Here is a 15,854-nt window from a genome sequence, read left to right on the forward strand (position 1 = left end):
GTTTGAAAGGAACCGGCGTCTCCGTCAAATGTGCGAAAGAATTTGTACGTTATCCATCATCGACGGCTATCCCTTCTCCATCGAAATATACCGCGCCGAAACGGATCAGAACTGGATGCTTGAGGTCGTCGACCAGGATGGCACCAGTCATGTCTGGGACGACCAATTCTCTTCCGACAAGGATGCCAGAAATGCCGCCATTCAGGCCATCGAGGAAGAAGGCGCCATCGCCTTCATGCGCGGTGACAATGTCATCCAGTTCCCCGAACGGTGATGCGCGACGCTGATAGCGCCACAAGACGCATGAACGGCCCGAAGCGGACTCTCGGCCACCTCAGAGCCAGCGTCGGCTTCACGCCCGTCCAAGCCGTTTCGGTATCGACATGCGTCCGATACTTGCCCTACGTTCAGATGACCGATCTGGGCCGGTTCGCTGACCAGTCAGGTTGTGCCGGTGCCGATTGAGTGCTCCTTTCAATGAGGCTTCCGAAATGTGCTGACGTTGGAGTACTCCGCCAAACTACCGATCGGACGAGACGCCCAAGAACGTCGAGGGAGCATTGCTCACATCGCTTCGTGTGTTGCGACACATCAAAACATGTGCCACTCTACGTCAAACACTACGTAGGATGAAATATTGAGGTGCCGTACGCTGAATTCCTTGCCGAGCTTGAGCGCGCGGCTCTCAGTGTGCGCGGCTTTGCTGACCTCATCGGTATGAACCCCAATTCGATCACTAACTATGCCGGTCGGGGAGAGGTGCCCCAGCACATCGCACTTGTTGCCGTCCTCGTCGCTGAAATGGCAACGAGCGGAGGCGACTATCGCACCGCGATTGCAAAAGTTGCGCCAACGAAGAAGCCGCGCGGAGGGACCCGGCGCGGCCATTTCGGCGGCGACCGTCAGGCAAGTCTGGATCTGCTGCCGTGAGCTCGTCGATGCCACTAGGACCGGATCATGACTGATTGGCTGACCCGGCTCGAACCGTTCGGCGCCGATCGGCAAGCACTGCGCTTGCTTGATGCCGACTGCCCAGAACTGCTGCCCTATGCGACGCTGACAAACGCGCGGCGCGACAGCAATTCGATCCTCGGGGTCGTTGGCGCCGTCTATGAATGGCAGGATGCACCACTGATCTTTCTGGTGGATGCCGACCAAATCGAGGGCGTCACTCAAATCCACCAACTCCGTCGCCTTCTCGCGATGCGCGGCGATGCGCCCTATCTCGGCATCGCTGCACCTGGTCGACTGGACGTTTATGCTATCGCGCTTGATCACAATACACCCGCGCAGGCGCGTTTGGCCATCAATGCGTCCGGCGAGGCGCTCAAGGATCTGTTTCCGCATCTGGCCAATCGCCGTCCAAGTGCGACGCGTACTAGACAGAGCTGGATTTCCAATGTGGTCCTCAACCTTCTGACTGAGGCGATTGATCGGCTGATCGATCTCGATCTCGACCACGGAGACGCGATCTCCCTTGTAGGACGGGCACTGTTTGCGCGATTCTTGGGCGATCGCGAGCTTTTGCCGGCGGATCTGGAATCACCCGAAGTCGCCGCCGCTCTGTTCGATAATGCGGACAATGCCTGCGCGACCAGCGCTTGGCTGGACAGAACTTTCAACGGCGATCTACTGCCGTTGTCGGAAAATATTTTCGAGATCCTACCTACGGATGCCTATCAGGTGCTCGGCAACATCATGATGCGCGCACCCGGGGACCAGCTCTTTCTTGGTTGGGCAGAACGCTGGGATCGGCTCGACTTCGCTCACATCCCCGTCGGAGTGCTCAGCCAAGCCTACGAGCTTTACCTGCGCAGCCATGCTCCGGAAAAGCAGCGCAAAGAGGGCGGCTTCTACACGCCGCGGCCGATCGCCGACCTGCTTGTCCGGGCATCATTTCGCGCGCTAGAGCGGGACGGCTCGAGCGCAGCCGCACGCGTCCTCGATCCTGCGGCAGGCGCCGGCGTATTCTTACTGACGGCCTTCCGCGAACTCGTCGCGGCACGATGGCGCGCCGACGGCAAGCGACCCGACACTCAGCGCTTGCGCCAGATCCTCTATGGCCAGATCACAGGCTTCGACATCAACGAGGAGGCATTGCGCTTCGCCGCACTCGCGCTTTACCTTGTCTCGATCGAACTAGATCCGCAGCCACAGCCAGTCGACAAACTTGGCTTCGATGATCTTCGAGGCAAGGTTCTCCACCTCGTCGCCAGCGAAGAGCGAGTGCTGGGCGCTGGCCTCGGCAGTCTCGGCCCCCTCGTCGGCGAAGCGCATCGGGGGCGGTACGACATGGTTGTCGGCAACCCTCCGTGGTCTACCGGCACCAAGCTGGCTGATTGGCGATTAGTGCTGGAGACGGTCTCGCGCATCGCCAGCGAACGACATGGCGCAAAGATTGCCCCACCGCTTCCCAACGAGGTGCTCGATCTTCCTTTCGTTTGGCGTGCGATGGAATGGGCAAAGCCGGGCGGCCAGATTGCGTTCGCTCTACACGCTCGCCTGCTTTTCCAACAGGGTGACGGTATGGTCGACGCGCGCCGGATGCTCTTCCAAGCGCTCGACATTACTTCAGTCATCAACGGTGTCGAACTGCGTCAAACCAAGGTTTGGCCAGAAATCTCGGCCCCATTCTGCATGCTCATCGCAACCAACCAAGTGCCGGAGACCGGCGCGGGATTCCGACTGATCAGTCCCCGCCTCGAAACGACGCTCAATGCCTCGGGAACGATGCGTGTCGACGCCCACTCAGCCGAGATCGTCGCGACCCAGCAGATGGTTGAGACGCCCGACATCCTCAAAATTCTGTTCCGCGGAACGAAGTCCGACCTAGGCTTGGTCCAGCGGATTCGCGGTAAGGAATTTCCAACGCTAGAGACATTCTGGCGCGATGCCGTCGGCATCTCGACACGCGGCCGCATGGTTGGCTCAGGACAGGGATATCAGCAGCTCCGGCGGAGCAGCCGCACGAGAAAAAACGGAGACGGGCTCCCGGGCGCCGATGCGGCCTATCTGCACGGTCTGCCTGACGTTACGGTCAATTCCCTTGATGACCTGCTCATCGATACAGAACGCCTTCAAACGTTTCGGCATTCGCGCATTCACGACCCCCGAGATCCGCGCCTCTTCCAAGCGCCTCTCGTGATCGTTCACAAGTCTCCCCCTGCTGACCGGGGGCGTATCCGCGTCGGCGTAGCTGACTGCCAAGTCGCCTATAATGAGAATTTCTATGGCTATTCGCCAAGTGGATTTGAGCGCGCCAGCGAACTTGCACGCTATATTGCACTCGTGCTCGGCAGCAAGTTTGCGCTGTGGTTCACGCTGATCACCAGCGGCGAATTCGGGTTCGAGCGAGAGGTGATCGAAAAGACTACCATCGACCGTATTCCGCTTCCCGACTTCCGTTGCCTCCAGCCTGCCGACTGGGAGAAAATCCTCCAGCTCTTTGAAGACGTGTGCAGATCCGCTTCAGCTTGGGAAGACGTGGATCGCTGGGTCGCAAGTCTCTATGGCCTAGGCGCCGGTGACTTGCAGATCATCACCGACACGCTGTCCTACAATTTGCCCTTCGCTGAGATCAAATTGGCCGCTCAGGCACGTCCGGATCCGAAGGCCGCCGAGGATTTCTGCTTAGTCCTTCAAAATGAACTGGCGCCTTGGGCGAAGCGGTTCGGCACATCGCTCAGCGTTCGTATGATCGCCAGTCGATCGACCTCACCGTGGATGGGTTTTCTACTACAGACGGGGGCAAATACCTCTGATGCAGGGGTCCAGCAGCATTGGGAGGCATTACTCTCGGTCGCCGACGCTACGGCAGCAACCGAGTTAATGGTGGAAGACGGGAGCGGCGCGCTCCTCATTGGGCGTCTCGCCCAAAGCCGGTATTGGAGCTATACTCAAGCGCGTCTCTTAGCCCAGCACATCATCTGGTCGCGCCTCGACATCTTAAAGAGGCGAGGTTGAGGATGAGTTCGTCGGCGCTTTTGCCTCGTCCGGACCAGATCGCGGAACTAACACGCGGTTTAGATTTGCCCTTGGCGGCGATCGAAGAGGTGTATCTGCAAATCATCACCGAAGGCGTGGTCAACGCATTCCAAGACATTCGCGCCAGCGCATTCACCTCCGTCACAACCGGCGACGAGGCCGAGGTCACCGCGCTTTTGGTGACCCGACTCAATCGCATGATCGAGGAGGATACGGTCTGGCGCCAACTCGTCACTTGCGTGGTAAGGGGCGCCGAGAGCCTGAGCTACAATGGCGAGCATTTGGAAAAGCGCCCTGACCTTTCGATCTTCTTGTCCGGGCGCGCGCTGCGCTTTCCGTTGATTGCCGAAGCGAAGATCATAGACACCACGCGTGGCGAGAATCTCTATTGCAGCCAAGGTCTCAGGCGCTTTCTCAATGGTCAATATGGCTGGGGTGGCCGCGAGGCTATCATGATTGCCTATGTGCGGGACGGGACCACGATCGCAGGTCGGCTACAACCCTATCTTGCACAATCCGCTCAGACTGTGAGCTACGCCGTCAAAACCGCACCAATCGCGCTTGCGACCACCGTCTGCGACGCCGCCCGTTCAAGTCATGGCCGGTCTTTCCTTTATTCGCATACGGCTCCGCCCGCCAACGCTCCGGGTACTGTCACTCTCTGGCATCTTTGGGTCAACGCATCACCGTCGCCATAACCAAGCCAGCAAACCAAATATCTCGGGAAGGCAGCTACCAGTCGGACATCGGCCCCGAACCGGCCGTTCGTCCTTTTCGCAGCGAAAGGCAGCTCTCCGCCCAAGTTTCATCCTCTACCGCCCAGTTCCGTCCCTTCACACGCCCGTGCCTGCCGCCGCAGCACATGGTAATCCGCCATCATCCCGGCGACGGCGGAATCCTCTGGCATCGCCTCCAACTCTTCGGCCGCCCGTTTCTGCACTGCCGCCGGATAGTCCACCACCGGCGGGCAGGCGCCATGATCAGAACCTGCCGTCCCGCAGGCGCTCAGCAAGGTCATCGCGATCACGGGGCCGATCCGCCCCGGCCTCCAGCATGTGACGAAGCGCATCATTGGTCCTTTCCGTGTTTTGCAGGCGCTCGGCCGCGCGACCGGCGGTTTCGCCGGTTCGCCTTGCGCCAAGGATGAAAAGAAGAATGGCCGCAATAAGGGCCAGCCAGGGCAACGCCCGCCGCCAGAGGGCGTTGAGGACGGCGATCATCGCCGCCCCCGCTTCCAGTCGTCGAGCCGGGCGTAGACGGTGACGGCGATGCCGGCCAGTGCCAGCGCGATGAAGGCCCAGCGGAAGGTATCGAGCCAGGGCAGCAGCGCCTGCACCGCGCCCTGCGTCTCGGCGATGCCGTCCTGCAGCACCTCGATCCCCGCTGCCCCGACCGTGGCGGCACCGGCTGTGCCGCCACCCTTCATGGTGCGGCTGTCCGCCAGGGACTCGCGCGCCGGAGGCCGGTCAACCGCAAAGCGCGAGGCCCGGTCCGGAAAGGGCTCGCCCCAGACCCGGGCCGGTCCGATATCGATATGGACGAAGTTCGACCGTGGATAGGTGCCGATGCCGGTAAATCCGGCCTCGCGCGCGGCGGCAATGAAACTTTCCGGATCGTGGTTCGCCATGGAGATATCGAAGGCGGCGCCGGAGAGGTGCTGCGATTTCTTCGCGCCACCGACGCGGGCATTGTGTTCGGGGCTGCGATAGGCGGAATTGACGATCATTGGCCGGCCGAGGGCGCTGCGCAGTACCTGCAGCCGGTCGAGGGCTTCGGCGTTGACGAGCAGCTTGCCGGTGCCGCGGCAGGCGATCTCTGCCAGGGAAAAATCCGGCCAGCGCCATGCTTCGGCCGGGACATTGCGCCAGTGCTGATAGAAACTCATGTCGGTTCTCCATGTGGAAAAGCCGCCCCCGGGATTGGGGACGGCTGGTTGCATCTCAGTTGTCGAAGGCGGCGATCAGCGCGGCGGCAGGCGCTCGCGGATGACTTGTGTGTCGGTATGGATCCGAGCGAGATCACGGTCGATGCGATCGAAGCGGCGGTCGGCCTCGCTGGCGAGATCGTCCTGCCGGGCGGCGAGCTGGTGGATCTCGGCGATAAGGCTAGCTATGGGATCGGTGACCGGTGGTGACGCATCCCCTTGGTGTCGACGCAGACCCTTCATCACCGCGCCGATGGCGCCGATGATGGCCAAGGCCAACGCCGTCAGGCCGGCCCATGCGGGTTCATCGAGCCCGTTCAGAAAGTCCAGCATCGGCACCGGTCCTGTAGGCCGCGAGAAGATCGAAAATGCAGGCCACGGCACAGGTGCCGGCGCCGATGCCGAGGGCGGGTTGCTGACCGAGGCACCAGGGCAGTGCGAAGACCATCGCCAGAAAGGCGAAGATGCCGGCGCCCAGCACCGCGCCCACCATGCGCAGGAGGGGCGAGCGCCGCCAGGCCCCGTTTATGGTGAGACCCACCATGCGCAGAAGGGCGATCCATGAGAGGGGCAGGGCCAGCGCCGCCTCGTTCAGACCGGCACTGACGAAGCCCGCAAAGCCCGGGTTCCCGGCCAGCGTATCGCCGGGCAGGGCAAGGGTGAGGGCAAAGGTCAGCAGCAGGGCCGAGGTCATCCATTCCAGCGCGCGGCCCTGCTGCAGGAAAACGTCGGAAAACCTCACGAGGGCAGCCCCACGGTCAGGAGATGGATGGCAATGCGCACCGCGCCGCCGATGAAACTCCCGCCCCGCGCCGTCAGCCGGATCGGGGTGTCGGCATAGAAGGCCTGCGGGCCGATGACGCCGCGATTGGTGCTGCCGGCGGCGATGCCCAACGATCCGCCGAACTTCGATGCTTCGCTCGCGATGCCGCAGTCATAGGATGTGGCGCCGGTGATCGCTGTGACGGTGCTCGACGATACCCCCAGCACGATGGCCCGATCCGGGATGGTCACCGTGCTGTCGCGGATCGCCCCGGACAGCCCGGTCAGAGTTTCCTCGATGACCGCCATGCCGGTGGTGGCGCCATTGCCGCCCTTCGCCACGGCAACCGCTGCCGATTGCGCGATGAGCCCCATGGCATCGACCATCGGCGCCCATGCGGCGCCGGTCCAGAGAATTGCCTGCGCCTCATCCTCGACCCATGCCAGCCAGCCCGGCTGTGGCGAGAACCGCATCCACGCCCCGTCGAGCCAGCAGGCGACATTCCCGTCCCAGCCGGCCCAGAGGCCGGTCGCGCCTGCGGCGACGATGTAACGCGCACCTTCGGCCGGGCTGGCCGGCGGTGCGGCCAGCGTGCGGGTCGGTACCGAGAGCTGGACCATGGCATCCAGCATGCGCAGGGCCTCGTTATGGGTGACGTGTTTCTGGGCTTGTGCGGCCATCAGAAATGGCAGCGCCAGATGCGCCGTGGTCTCGGACATGGTTTTGCTCCTGCTGTTCAGAACCAGAGTGTGGTGATGGGGGCGGCGCCCGGCCCGAAGGCCTGGCCGATCTGGGCGATGCGGAGGCGGAGACTGTCGCCCGGCCCGAGCAGCGCGCCCCAATCGGCCAGTTGCTGCGCGGCGGTATAGGTCACGCTGCTGGTCGATGCGGTCAGGGTGCGGATCGCGACCGCGCCGTCGAGGATCTCCACCTGCCAGTCTTCCCGGGCTTCGCTCATCGGGATGGCGGCGGCGTTCCAGCTGTCGGCCGCCAGTGCCCGGTCGCGCCGGATCCAACGGATCTCCAGATCGCCCGGCGCGCGGCCATGGCGCCATGGCTGCCGGACATGCACCGGCGCGAAGGGCCGGAGGCCGATGCCCGCGGGCGTGAAGCTGGCTGCCGCGTAGCTGTCATCGCTGACCGGCTGCGATGCCGGGCCGATGCGCCAGTTGGCGGGCAGTCCGAGATCTGCCTCGGGCACGGGCAGCGGCACCAGCTGCTCGTCCAGCATGACGATGCGCGCGCCTGCTTCCACGACCGGCGCCATGTCCGGTTCCGTGCCGCGCTGCCCGCGCAGCAGTCTTGAGAGGCGATATCGCCCCGGTGCGATCAGCTCGGCCCGGGCAAACTGCAGGACCTCCCAGCGTCCGTTCGGCTGTTGGAGTGCCATGGCGTTCTCACCGGCAAAGAGGCGGATATCGGTCACGCTTTCCAGCCTGCCGTCCAGAAGATCGAGATAGACCGCATTGCCGTGATCGAAGCGCGAGACGGGGCCGACATGCAGCGGCGCCACCAGCACGCCCATCCGCGCCCGGCGCGAAAATACCCTCATCAGATCGAAGCCCGAGCTTTCAAAGCTCCGGAACACCGCCATCTGTCCGGGCCATGGTTTTGCATGCGCGGCGATCAGCGCCTGATGCGGGGCCTGATCCTCGCGCAGCTGCGGCAGATCGAGAAAGGCAATGGTTGGCGGGCTGAAACTGACCGGGCGGGCCAGTGTCGCCGGTCGCGGGCTGCCGGGTGGCAGATCGTAATTGCCCCGGTCCTGTCGGATCGCCTCGATGGCGCGGGCGTCGGCATCGGCGACGGACAGAATCCGCATCTCCACCAGCCGGCCGTCATGATCCAGATGGATGACATCGCCCGGATCGAGGGCGAGGCGCGAGGGCGGCAGGCGGAAGGCGCCGGTCTCGCGGCCGGTCCAGGCCTCCATCAGGGCGCGGCGGCAGCGTCGCTCGGCCTCTTCGGGCGGGACGGCGACGGCAAAACTGTCCGAGGCGACGCGGCTGGCCTCGACCGTGATGCGGCGCGCCTCGACGGTGAGGCCGTCATAATCCTCGTCCGAGCGGGCGACCTGCCACTTCAGAGCCTGCGGCAGTTCGGTCTCCTGTCCCCGGCTCAGTTCCATGACCTCGCCCTTGCCGGTGGCGACCATGCCCTCGGGCGACACCGTGGCGATCGGTGCCCGGCCGCGCATGATGAAGCGGATCACGCCCTCGCTCTCAACGGCGTCGAACCCGAACTGCCGCGCCAGCATGGTGATCGAGGTTCGGGGGCTTTCCAGCGCAGAAATGACAAACCCGTCGCAGGCGCCGGCGAGGCCCGTGACGTCGATCCAGGCCTCGGGCATGCCGGCGCGCAGGCAGAGATGGCGGATCAGGGCGGCCAGCGAGACCGCGCCCAGCCGCCCGGTCAGCCAGTGACCGAGGCGCCAGTTCGCTCCGTCCGACCAGATATCGGGGAGTTCCGGAAAGAACGGATACGGCCGGGCATCCCATGTCCATGCCGCGCATTCGGCCAGATCGACCATGCGGCCGGGATATTCCGAGGAGGCCGGGTTGTTCGACGGCTCGCCCCAGAAGAGATATGTGGCTTCGAGACAGGCCCGCTGAATGGCATCGTCGCGCCAGCCGCGCGAAAAATACGGCAGGAAGCTTTCCGAGGACTTCGGATCGTAGAAGACATTGGGCTGGTTGGTGCCGCGATCCACGGCGGGACAGCCGAGTTCGGTGAAGCGGATCGGCTTTGACTGCGGCAGCCATGCGGTCGGGGCGGCGGATTCCACACCACCCGGCCGGTCGTAATGCCGGTTCGACCACCAGCCCATAAGATCCTTGCTGCGGAAGACCCATGGTTTGCCATGGGCGCCATCGGTGATCGGTGTCCGGATCTGCGCGGCCCGGTCGGCGGTAGAGGCATAGAACCAGTCATATCCTTCGCCGCCCGCGATGTTGGATTGCAGATAGACGCGGTCATGGATCGCGGGCCAGCCTGCCTTTGCATCGAGATGATCCCCGCCATCGCGCCAGTCCGAGAGCGGCATGTAATTGTCGATGCCGACGAAATCGATGCTCTCATCTGCCCAGAGCGGATCGAGGTGGAAGAACACGTCGCCGCTGCCGTCCTCCGGATGATGCCCGAAATATTCCGACCAGTCGGCAGCATAGCCGATCCTTGTCGCTGGCCCGAGAATGGCCCGCACCGCGGCGGCGAGCGAGCGAAGCTGCGTCACGGCCGGATAGGCGGAGGCTGCCGATCTGATCCGGGTCAGCCCGCGCAGTTCCGAGCCGATCAGGAAGGCATCGACGCCGCCGGCCAGGGCGCAGAGATGGGCATTGTGCAGGATCATGCGGCGAAAACCCCAGTCATCTGCCGCGCCGGTCCATGTCACCGTCTCTCCGGCAATGGTGAAATCCGAGGGCTCTGCGCTGCCGAAGAACCCCGCGACCTGATCGGCGGCGGCTGTGCTTCGGTCCACCGATCCGGCAAAGCCTGCGGCCGGGGCACAGGTGATGCGCCCGCGCCAGGGCAGCACCGGCTGGCCGAGGGTTCCGGCATGATCGGAATACGGGTCGGGCAGGCTGTTGCCGACCGGAATATCCATCATCAGGAAGGGATAGAAGGTGACGCGATGACCGCGGGCGCGAAGGGCGCGGATCGCCTCGATGACCGAAAAATCCGCAGGCGTGCCGCCATAGACCGGGCGTCCCTGATCGTCGGGGCTGACCACATGTGCCGCATCGCGGATGATCCCATTCACCGACCATGCCGGCGTGGTCGCCTTCACCGGTATCTCGACCTTCGGCCGGATGTTGCAGTGACCGGCGCGCAGATCGTCGCCGAACCAGGAGACCACCAGCGAAACCGACCGGACCGCCGGGACCATGGCGTCCAGCCGGTCGAGCGAGACCTCCAGATCAGGTGTGCCCGCCATGGCATTGACATTCTCCACACCGCCCTCGGCCTTGCGGACCACCGAGGTGGCATAGGCGAACTCGCCCGAGGCCGGGATCATCGTCACCGCCGGTACCAGCCCCTCGGCCGTGTCGGGATCTGCCAGAGGCCGAAAAACCTCGAAACTGAGCTGGGGCAGGCGATTGCCGAATGGCGCCAGCGGCAGGTCTTCGAAAACGACATAGGCGGTGCCACGATAAGCTGGGGTCGCATCCGTTCCCATCTTCGCGGCGATGAAGGGATCGGGCTGCTGATTCTCATCGCCCGGATACCAGCGCCATGTGACATCCTTCAGATCGACGATATCACCATCGGCCCAGATCCGGCCGATGCCGGTAATCCCTCGCCCTGCCGGGCCTCCGCCGCCTCCATTCTCTCCACCGGAGAGAATGGTCCCTGCGGGACCGGCTTCGGAACCTTCGGCCAGTGCGACCGCGAAAGACGCATAGTACAGATATTCCGTGGTCTCGACTTTTGGCCCGCCGCCCTTGCCGCCGCCCTGTTTCCTGCGGTTCACCTCTTCGCGGAAATCCGTGGCCCAGACGATATTGCCGCCGATGCGCATGCGGCCATAGAGGCGCGGGATCACGACGCCCTCGCTGGCCGAGGTCAGGCGCAGGCTGTCGAGACGCTGCCCTTCGATCCGTTGGCCGGGCATCAGAGAGGAAACGATCCAGCTGTCGACTATGCTGCCGATGGTGGAGCCGATCATGCCGCCAATGGCCGCACCCGAGAACCCCAGCACGGCGCCGCCGAAGCCGCTGCCGATGGCGGTGCCGACCGCGCCCAGAATGATCGTGGCCATGGATCAGCTCTCCATTGCGGCTGCGGGAAAAAGAAAAGCGAAGGCGATGCGCCGCCGCCAGGCCGTGGTCAGCGCTTCTTCGATGACGCCGAGGCGTTCATAGGCGTGGATGAACCGGTCCGGCGCGGTGAGGATTCCGCAATGCTTGACGATGGCGCCGGAGCGCATCCGGAACAGGATCACCGCCCCGGTTCCGGCCTCATGCGCGCTGATCCGGATCAGAACGCGGTTTGCGGCCTCCGCCAGCACCTCTTCGCGCCCCGTCTCGCCCCAGTCGCGCGAATAGGCGGGCACGGTGAGCCTTTCCGGTCCCAGCAACTCCCGCCAGACGCCCCGGATAAGGCCGAGGCAGTCGCAGCCGGCCCCGCGCCGGCTGGCCTGATCGTGATAGGGTGTGCCAAGCCAGCTGCGGGCGATGGCGACGACGCGGGTTGGATCGGCGGGCATCACAGCACGCCTCCGTCATTCTGTCCGCCGGGCTTCGCATAGCGCGTGATGGCGTCCTGCCCGGGGATATGCGGAAAGCCCCGGAAATTGACCGCATTGCCGAATTTTGTCCTGCAGGTCTCCAGCCGCCTGTCGCAGCCGGCGCGGATGATGAAACCATCGCCCGGACTGACGCCGCGCAGCGGTGCCTCCAGCAGGGTCAGGGTGACGGCGCCGCCGCCGGCCTCATGCAGTGCGATCTCGGCCGCCCGGCCGGCATTGGCGCCGGTTGTCCATGCCAGCGATCCGAAAGTGAACCAGCCGCTCGCGAAACCCGAGAGCCCGGTGGCGATGAAGGCGCGCTCGCGCAGGAGATCGGCGACATGGCCCGTGCCGGTGAAGGCGGGACCCGCGAGATCCACGCGGCACCGCCCGTCGCCCAGTTCGGCATCGCAGCTCCCCTGGAACACCCGTCCGACGGTCTGGCCGAGCAGATGCGACAGGCTGCGGATCTCGGCGACGAAGGAATGCCGGCCCCGGCGCAGCTCGCCGATGGCGCCGCGGCGCATCAGAACCCGCTGGTCCACCGCCTGCCAGTTGACGCGCCAGAGTTCCACCAGCGCATTGTCCCAGCGACCGTCCAGAATGTCGGTCTCGGTGATCCGGTCGGAGGACAAGGCCCCTTCGGCATCCTGTGCATCGACCGAAAGGTCGGACCCGGCGCGGATCTCGGCGGCGGCAAAGCCGCTGTCCGGTTCGAATGTGGTCTCTGCAAAGGTAAGCGGGCAGTCGTGATCGGTGAATCCCATGACCACGCCATCGGCCCGAATAATCTTCCAGCACCAGGCCAGTGTGGTGGTGCCGCTGGCGAGATGCGTCTGCAGGGCCGGGGAGAGGGCTTTCATCGTCTGATCTCCAGAAGCGGTATCGAGGCGATCGAGCCGAGGCGCTCGATATCCAGCGTCACGTCCAGCGTGTCGCTGTCGAAACGCACCGGCACGTCGAATTCGAAACCGGCGGTGATGGCGATGCCCTCGCCGGGCGCGGCGGCGAAACTGACGATGCCGTTCGTATTGTCCACGCTCCAGCCGGAGGTTTGCGGGTTGCCGTTCAGGGAAATCGTCACGCTGCCTGCGACTGGTCTGGTGATGGCGCGCGTCCAGAACTGCGCGCCGGAGGCGTAGTGCTTCACCAGCTGGAAGGATTTTTTCGTGTTATCCCCGGTGCCGATCTGCTGGTCGGTCGGAGCGGGCACCTGCGAGGGCAGGCAGGAGCGGTAATCCGACCAGTCCCTGAAGCGGAAGCCGTGCAGCCGCCCGTTCCGCGCCTCGAAGAAGGCGACGACCTTGGCCAGATCGTCGGCGCGGCGGATGCCATAGCTGACATCGTATCGCCGCCGGCTGTTCGCCCAGGCCGCATTGCGTTCTTCATCGCCCGAAGCCAGTTCGACGATGGTGGTGCGCCGCTCCGGCCCGCCTCGGGCGCCGCGCGAAATATCGTCGGGAAAGCGGATCTCGTGAAACATGCTCACATGCCCCTCCGGCCCATGGCGACGGCGCGGGCGATATCGGCCGAGACCTGCGCCCGGGACTGCCGGAAACTCTCGGCGTCCCGGGTCTGGATATTGACGGTGATGCTGCCATGGCCCGCGGCCTCGCGGCGTGACAGTACCCGCTCGCCGCGCTGCAGGATCGCCGGGACCTCGTCCGAGCGCAGCCCGGCCCAGCCGCCGCCATGCATTTTTGGGGCACCCGCAAAGACGCTGGCCGGCACCATGCGGGCCGTCCCGCCCGATCCGACCATGCCGCCGGAATGCATGACATTGGCCATGACCCCGGCGCTGCCCAATGACCCGGCCCAGCCGCTCAGGGCACTGGCGAGCGGTCCGAGCAGAAATCGCCGCGCGCCGATCTTCGCGAAATCGGCGATGATCGAGCTGACCAGATCGCGGATCGAGGCCTTGCCGGTCTTCACGAAATCCCCGAGCGCATTCTCGGCGCCCTGAAAAGCCCCGGTCAGGGCCGATCCGATGCCGCTGCCCATGTCGCGGGCACTCTCGGCATAATCCGAGAGCGAGGCGGCAACGGCTTCCCAGCCCTGCTTGGCCTCTTCGGCGCCGTCCCTGGCGTCGCGCCCCGCCTGCTTGCCGGCTGCGCCCGCCCGTCGGGCCGCGCCACCGGCTTTCTCCAGTGCGGCATCGAGGCCTCCGGCAGATATCGCGGCATCGTTCAGCGCCTCCGCGCCTTCGGTTCCGCCAACGGTGATTGCATCCTGCAGCGCCTGCCAGCTCTCCAGCGGTGCCGTTGCGGCATCGCTGAGCGCGCGGGCCTGGTCGAGATAGTCGGCGGCGCGGGATGCGGCCTCGCCGGCCAGATCGCCGAAGAGGTCGGGGGGCTCGACATAGCTGCGGCTGAAGGCCTCGGCAAAAGCGTCGGCCGCAGCACTGCCGGCGTCCGACGCCGCACCTTCAAACGGGTTGTCGATGCGGCCGAGGTCAAGCGGATCGAGCCGGCCGATCTCGGCGCCGCCTTCGCCGACGGCCCAGTCGGGCAGGAGCGCCAGCGCGCCATTGATGGCGGCGATGAAGGCGTTGATGCGGGTGACGACGCCGTTCAGCATGGCCTCGATGCCGGCGATCAGCCCGTTCGCGGCCTGAAACGCGAAATCCCCGATGGTGCCGGGCAGCCGGCCCCAGATCGCGGCCACGGCATCGAAAGCTCCGGACCAGACCGCGACCGTGCGATTGACGGCGGTGACGGTGCCGGTGAGGATTCCGTCCAGCACGGTGAAGACGAGCGCCCGATAACCCTCCCAGCCCGCGCCCATGAGCGCGAATGCCCCCTGAAACGCCATGCCGATGCGCTGTCCGATCTCCAGGGCAAGACTGCCCAGCAGCCGGAAGGCATCTCCCAAACCCCCGACCTTCTCTACCAGCCGTGTGAACTGATGGATCAGCTCTCCGGCCGCGACGATCAGCGCGCCGATGCCAGTGCGGATCAGGGCCACCCGCAGGGCGGTCAGCGCGGCGGCGAGGCTGAAGGTGGCGATGCGGGCCGCGACAAAACCCGCGACCCAGCGTCCGGCCATGAAAGCGGCGAAAGCGATTCCCAATGACGCCAGCCGTTCGAGATTGTCGGCGACCGTGATCAGGACATCGGCGACGGCCGAGGAGGTGCCCATCATCCGGTCCCATGTGCCGACCAGACGCAGGGCGGCATTGCCGATCAGCGTGAAGGCATCGCCGATGGTCGCCGGCATGCTGTCGGCTTCCTCGCGCAGGCGGGTGAGGTTCCCCAGAAGCGCCGTGCGGATGACATTGCCGGTGATGCGTCCATCCGATCCGAGCTGGCGCAGGCCCGAGACGGTGCTGCCGAGTTCCTCGGCCAGCAGTTCCGCGAGCCGTCCGCCGCTCTGGATCACGGTGTTCAGATCGTCGCCGGCCAGCACGCCCAGGGCCATCGCCTTGGAGAGCGCATTCTGCACCGAGGCCGCGCGTTCGGCCCGGGCACCGGAAACCACCATGGCATTGTTCAGCGCTTCCGTGAAATCCAGACTCTCGGCGGTGGACAGACCAAGTTCCCGCAAGGCGGTGGCATTCGCGAGCCAGGATTCCGTGGTCTGGCCCAGTTCCGAATAAGTGCGCCGCGCCATGCTGGCCAGCCGCTCCATGACCAGCGCGCCCTTCGCCTGCGATCCGGTCGCCAGATCGACCCGCGAACGCAGGTCAGTCCACTGATCGGCATGAGCCTGCACCTGCCGCAGGCTGAAGGCGCCTGCAGCAATGCCGGCCAGGCGCGTCAGCATGATGCCGGCCCGATCCACCTCGGCCGACATGCGCCGGAAACTCCTGGCCCCGGCCTCGCCGACGCCCTGCAGTTCCGCACGGACCTGCCGCCCGTTCTCGGCCACAAGCCGGACGGACACCTTCTTCTCAGCCATGATCTGATCTCACTGGAGCAAAGCTGCCTTTACATGCGTCATTGACTTATGCGCCATTG

The 15,854-nt window shown here is 64.9% G+C and carries 14 protein-coding genes; 4 read left to right on the top strand and 10 right to left on the bottom strand.

Going from position 1 to position 15,854, the window contains the following annotated elements:
- The 4 genes from Q0330_RS00005 to Q0330_RS00020 all read left to right on the top strand — a co-directional run.
- Nucleotides 1–274 (top strand): hypothetical protein (locus Q0330_RS00005; protein WP_366518274.1); only part of this gene is annotated, 274 nt, incomplete at its 5' end.
- A 368-nt stretch (nucleotides 275–642) separates the two neighbouring features.
- The gene (locus Q0330_RS00010; protein ID WP_299472703.1) at nucleotides 643–930 is read left to right on the top strand and encodes a hypothetical protein; all 288 of its coding nucleotides are present in this window, start codon (nucleotides 643–645) and stop codon (nucleotides 928–930) included.
- Between the two features lie 27 nt (nucleotides 931–957).
- Nucleotides 958–3,963, top strand: a complete 3,006-nt coding sequence (locus Q0330_RS00015) for an N-6 DNA methylase (RefSeq protein ID WP_299472705.1) — start codon at nucleotides 958–960, stop codon at nucleotides 3,961–3,963.
- Between the two features lie 2 nt (nucleotides 3,964–3,965).
- Nucleotides 3,966–4,682, top strand: a complete 717-nt coding sequence (locus Q0330_RS00020) for a hypothetical protein (RefSeq protein ID WP_299472707.1) — start codon at nucleotides 3,966–3,968, stop codon at nucleotides 4,680–4,682.
- Between the two features lie 107 nt (nucleotides 4,683–4,789).
- Here Q0330_RS00020 and Q0330_RS00025 read toward each other — a convergent pair whose 3' ends face one another.
- The 10 genes from Q0330_RS00025 to Q0330_RS00075 all read right to left on the bottom strand — a co-directional run bounded on the left by Q0330_RS00025 (nucleotide 4,790) and on the right by Q0330_RS00075 (nucleotide 15,795).
- Nucleotides 4,790–5,053: a hypothetical protein gene (locus tag Q0330_RS00025; RefSeq protein ID WP_299472709.1), complete on the bottom strand. Its 264-nt coding sequence runs from the start codon at nucleotides 5,051–5,053 to the stop codon at nucleotides 4,790–4,792.
- Between the two features lie 147 nt (nucleotides 5,054–5,200).
- Nucleotides 5,201–5,869 (bottom strand): D-Ala-D-Ala carboxypeptidase family metallohydrolase, encoded by a 669-nt coding sequence (locus Q0330_RS00035; RefSeq protein ID WP_299472713.1) that lies wholly within the window; start codon nucleotides 5,867–5,869, stop codon nucleotides 5,201–5,203.
- 75 nt (nucleotides 5,870–5,944) lie between these two features.
- Nucleotides 5,945–6,241 carry a hypothetical protein gene (locus Q0330_RS00040; RefSeq protein WP_299472715.1) on the bottom strand — a complete coding sequence of 99 codons (297 nt, stop codon included), beginning with the start codon at nucleotides 6,239–6,241 and terminating at the stop codon, nucleotides 5,945–5,947.
- A complete protein-coding gene (locus Q0330_RS00045; RefSeq protein WP_299472717.1) occupies nucleotides 6,213–6,650 on the bottom strand; it encodes a hypothetical protein in 438 nt (145 codons plus the stop codon). Before Q0330_RS00045 ends, Q0330_RS00040 begins: the two co-directional genes overlap by 29 nt.
- Nucleotides 6,647–7,390, bottom strand: coding sequence for a DUF2793 domain-containing protein (locus tag Q0330_RS00050; protein ID WP_299472719.1), 744 nt, complete (start codon nucleotides 7,388–7,390; stop codon nucleotides 6,647–6,649). The genes Q0330_RS00045 and Q0330_RS00050 overlap by 4 nt, the downstream gene beginning before the upstream one ends.
- Nucleotides 7,391–7,407: 17 nt before the next feature.
- Complete coding sequence (locus Q0330_RS00055; protein WP_299472721.1) at nucleotides 7,408–11,430, bottom strand: glycoside hydrolase TIM-barrel-like domain-containing protein; 4,023 nt, start codon at nucleotides 11,428–11,430, stop codon at nucleotides 7,408–7,410.
- A gap of 3 nt (nucleotides 11,431–11,433) precedes the next feature.
- Nucleotides 11,434–11,877, bottom strand: a complete 444-nt coding sequence (locus Q0330_RS00060) for an NlpC/P60 family protein (protein WP_299472723.1) — start codon at nucleotides 11,875–11,877, stop codon at nucleotides 11,434–11,436.
- On the bottom strand, nucleotides 11,877–12,761 hold the full coding sequence (locus Q0330_RS00065; protein ID WP_299472725.1) for a DUF2163 domain-containing protein: 885 nt from the start codon (nucleotides 12,759–12,761) through the stop codon (nucleotides 11,877–11,879). The genes Q0330_RS00060 and Q0330_RS00065 overlap by 1 nt, the downstream gene beginning before the upstream one ends.
- Nucleotides 12,758–13,381, bottom strand: coding sequence for a DUF2460 domain-containing protein (locus tag Q0330_RS00070; protein WP_299472846.1), 624 nt, complete (start codon nucleotides 13,379–13,381; stop codon nucleotides 12,758–12,760). The genes Q0330_RS00065 and Q0330_RS00070 overlap by 4 nt, the downstream gene beginning before the upstream one ends.
- A gap of 2 nt (nucleotides 13,382–13,383) precedes the next feature.
- Entirely contained in the window at nucleotides 13,384–15,795 is a 2,412-nt protein-coding gene (locus Q0330_RS00075; RefSeq protein ID WP_299472727.1) for a tape measure protein, read from the bottom strand.
- Between the last annotated feature and the right edge of the window lie 59 nt (nucleotides 15,796–15,854).

The sequence above is a fragment of the uncultured Paracoccus sp. genome, from assembly GCF_937873615.1.
Classification (GTDB): Bacteria; Pseudomonadota; Alphaproteobacteria; order Rhodobacterales; family Rhodobacteraceae; genus Paracoccus.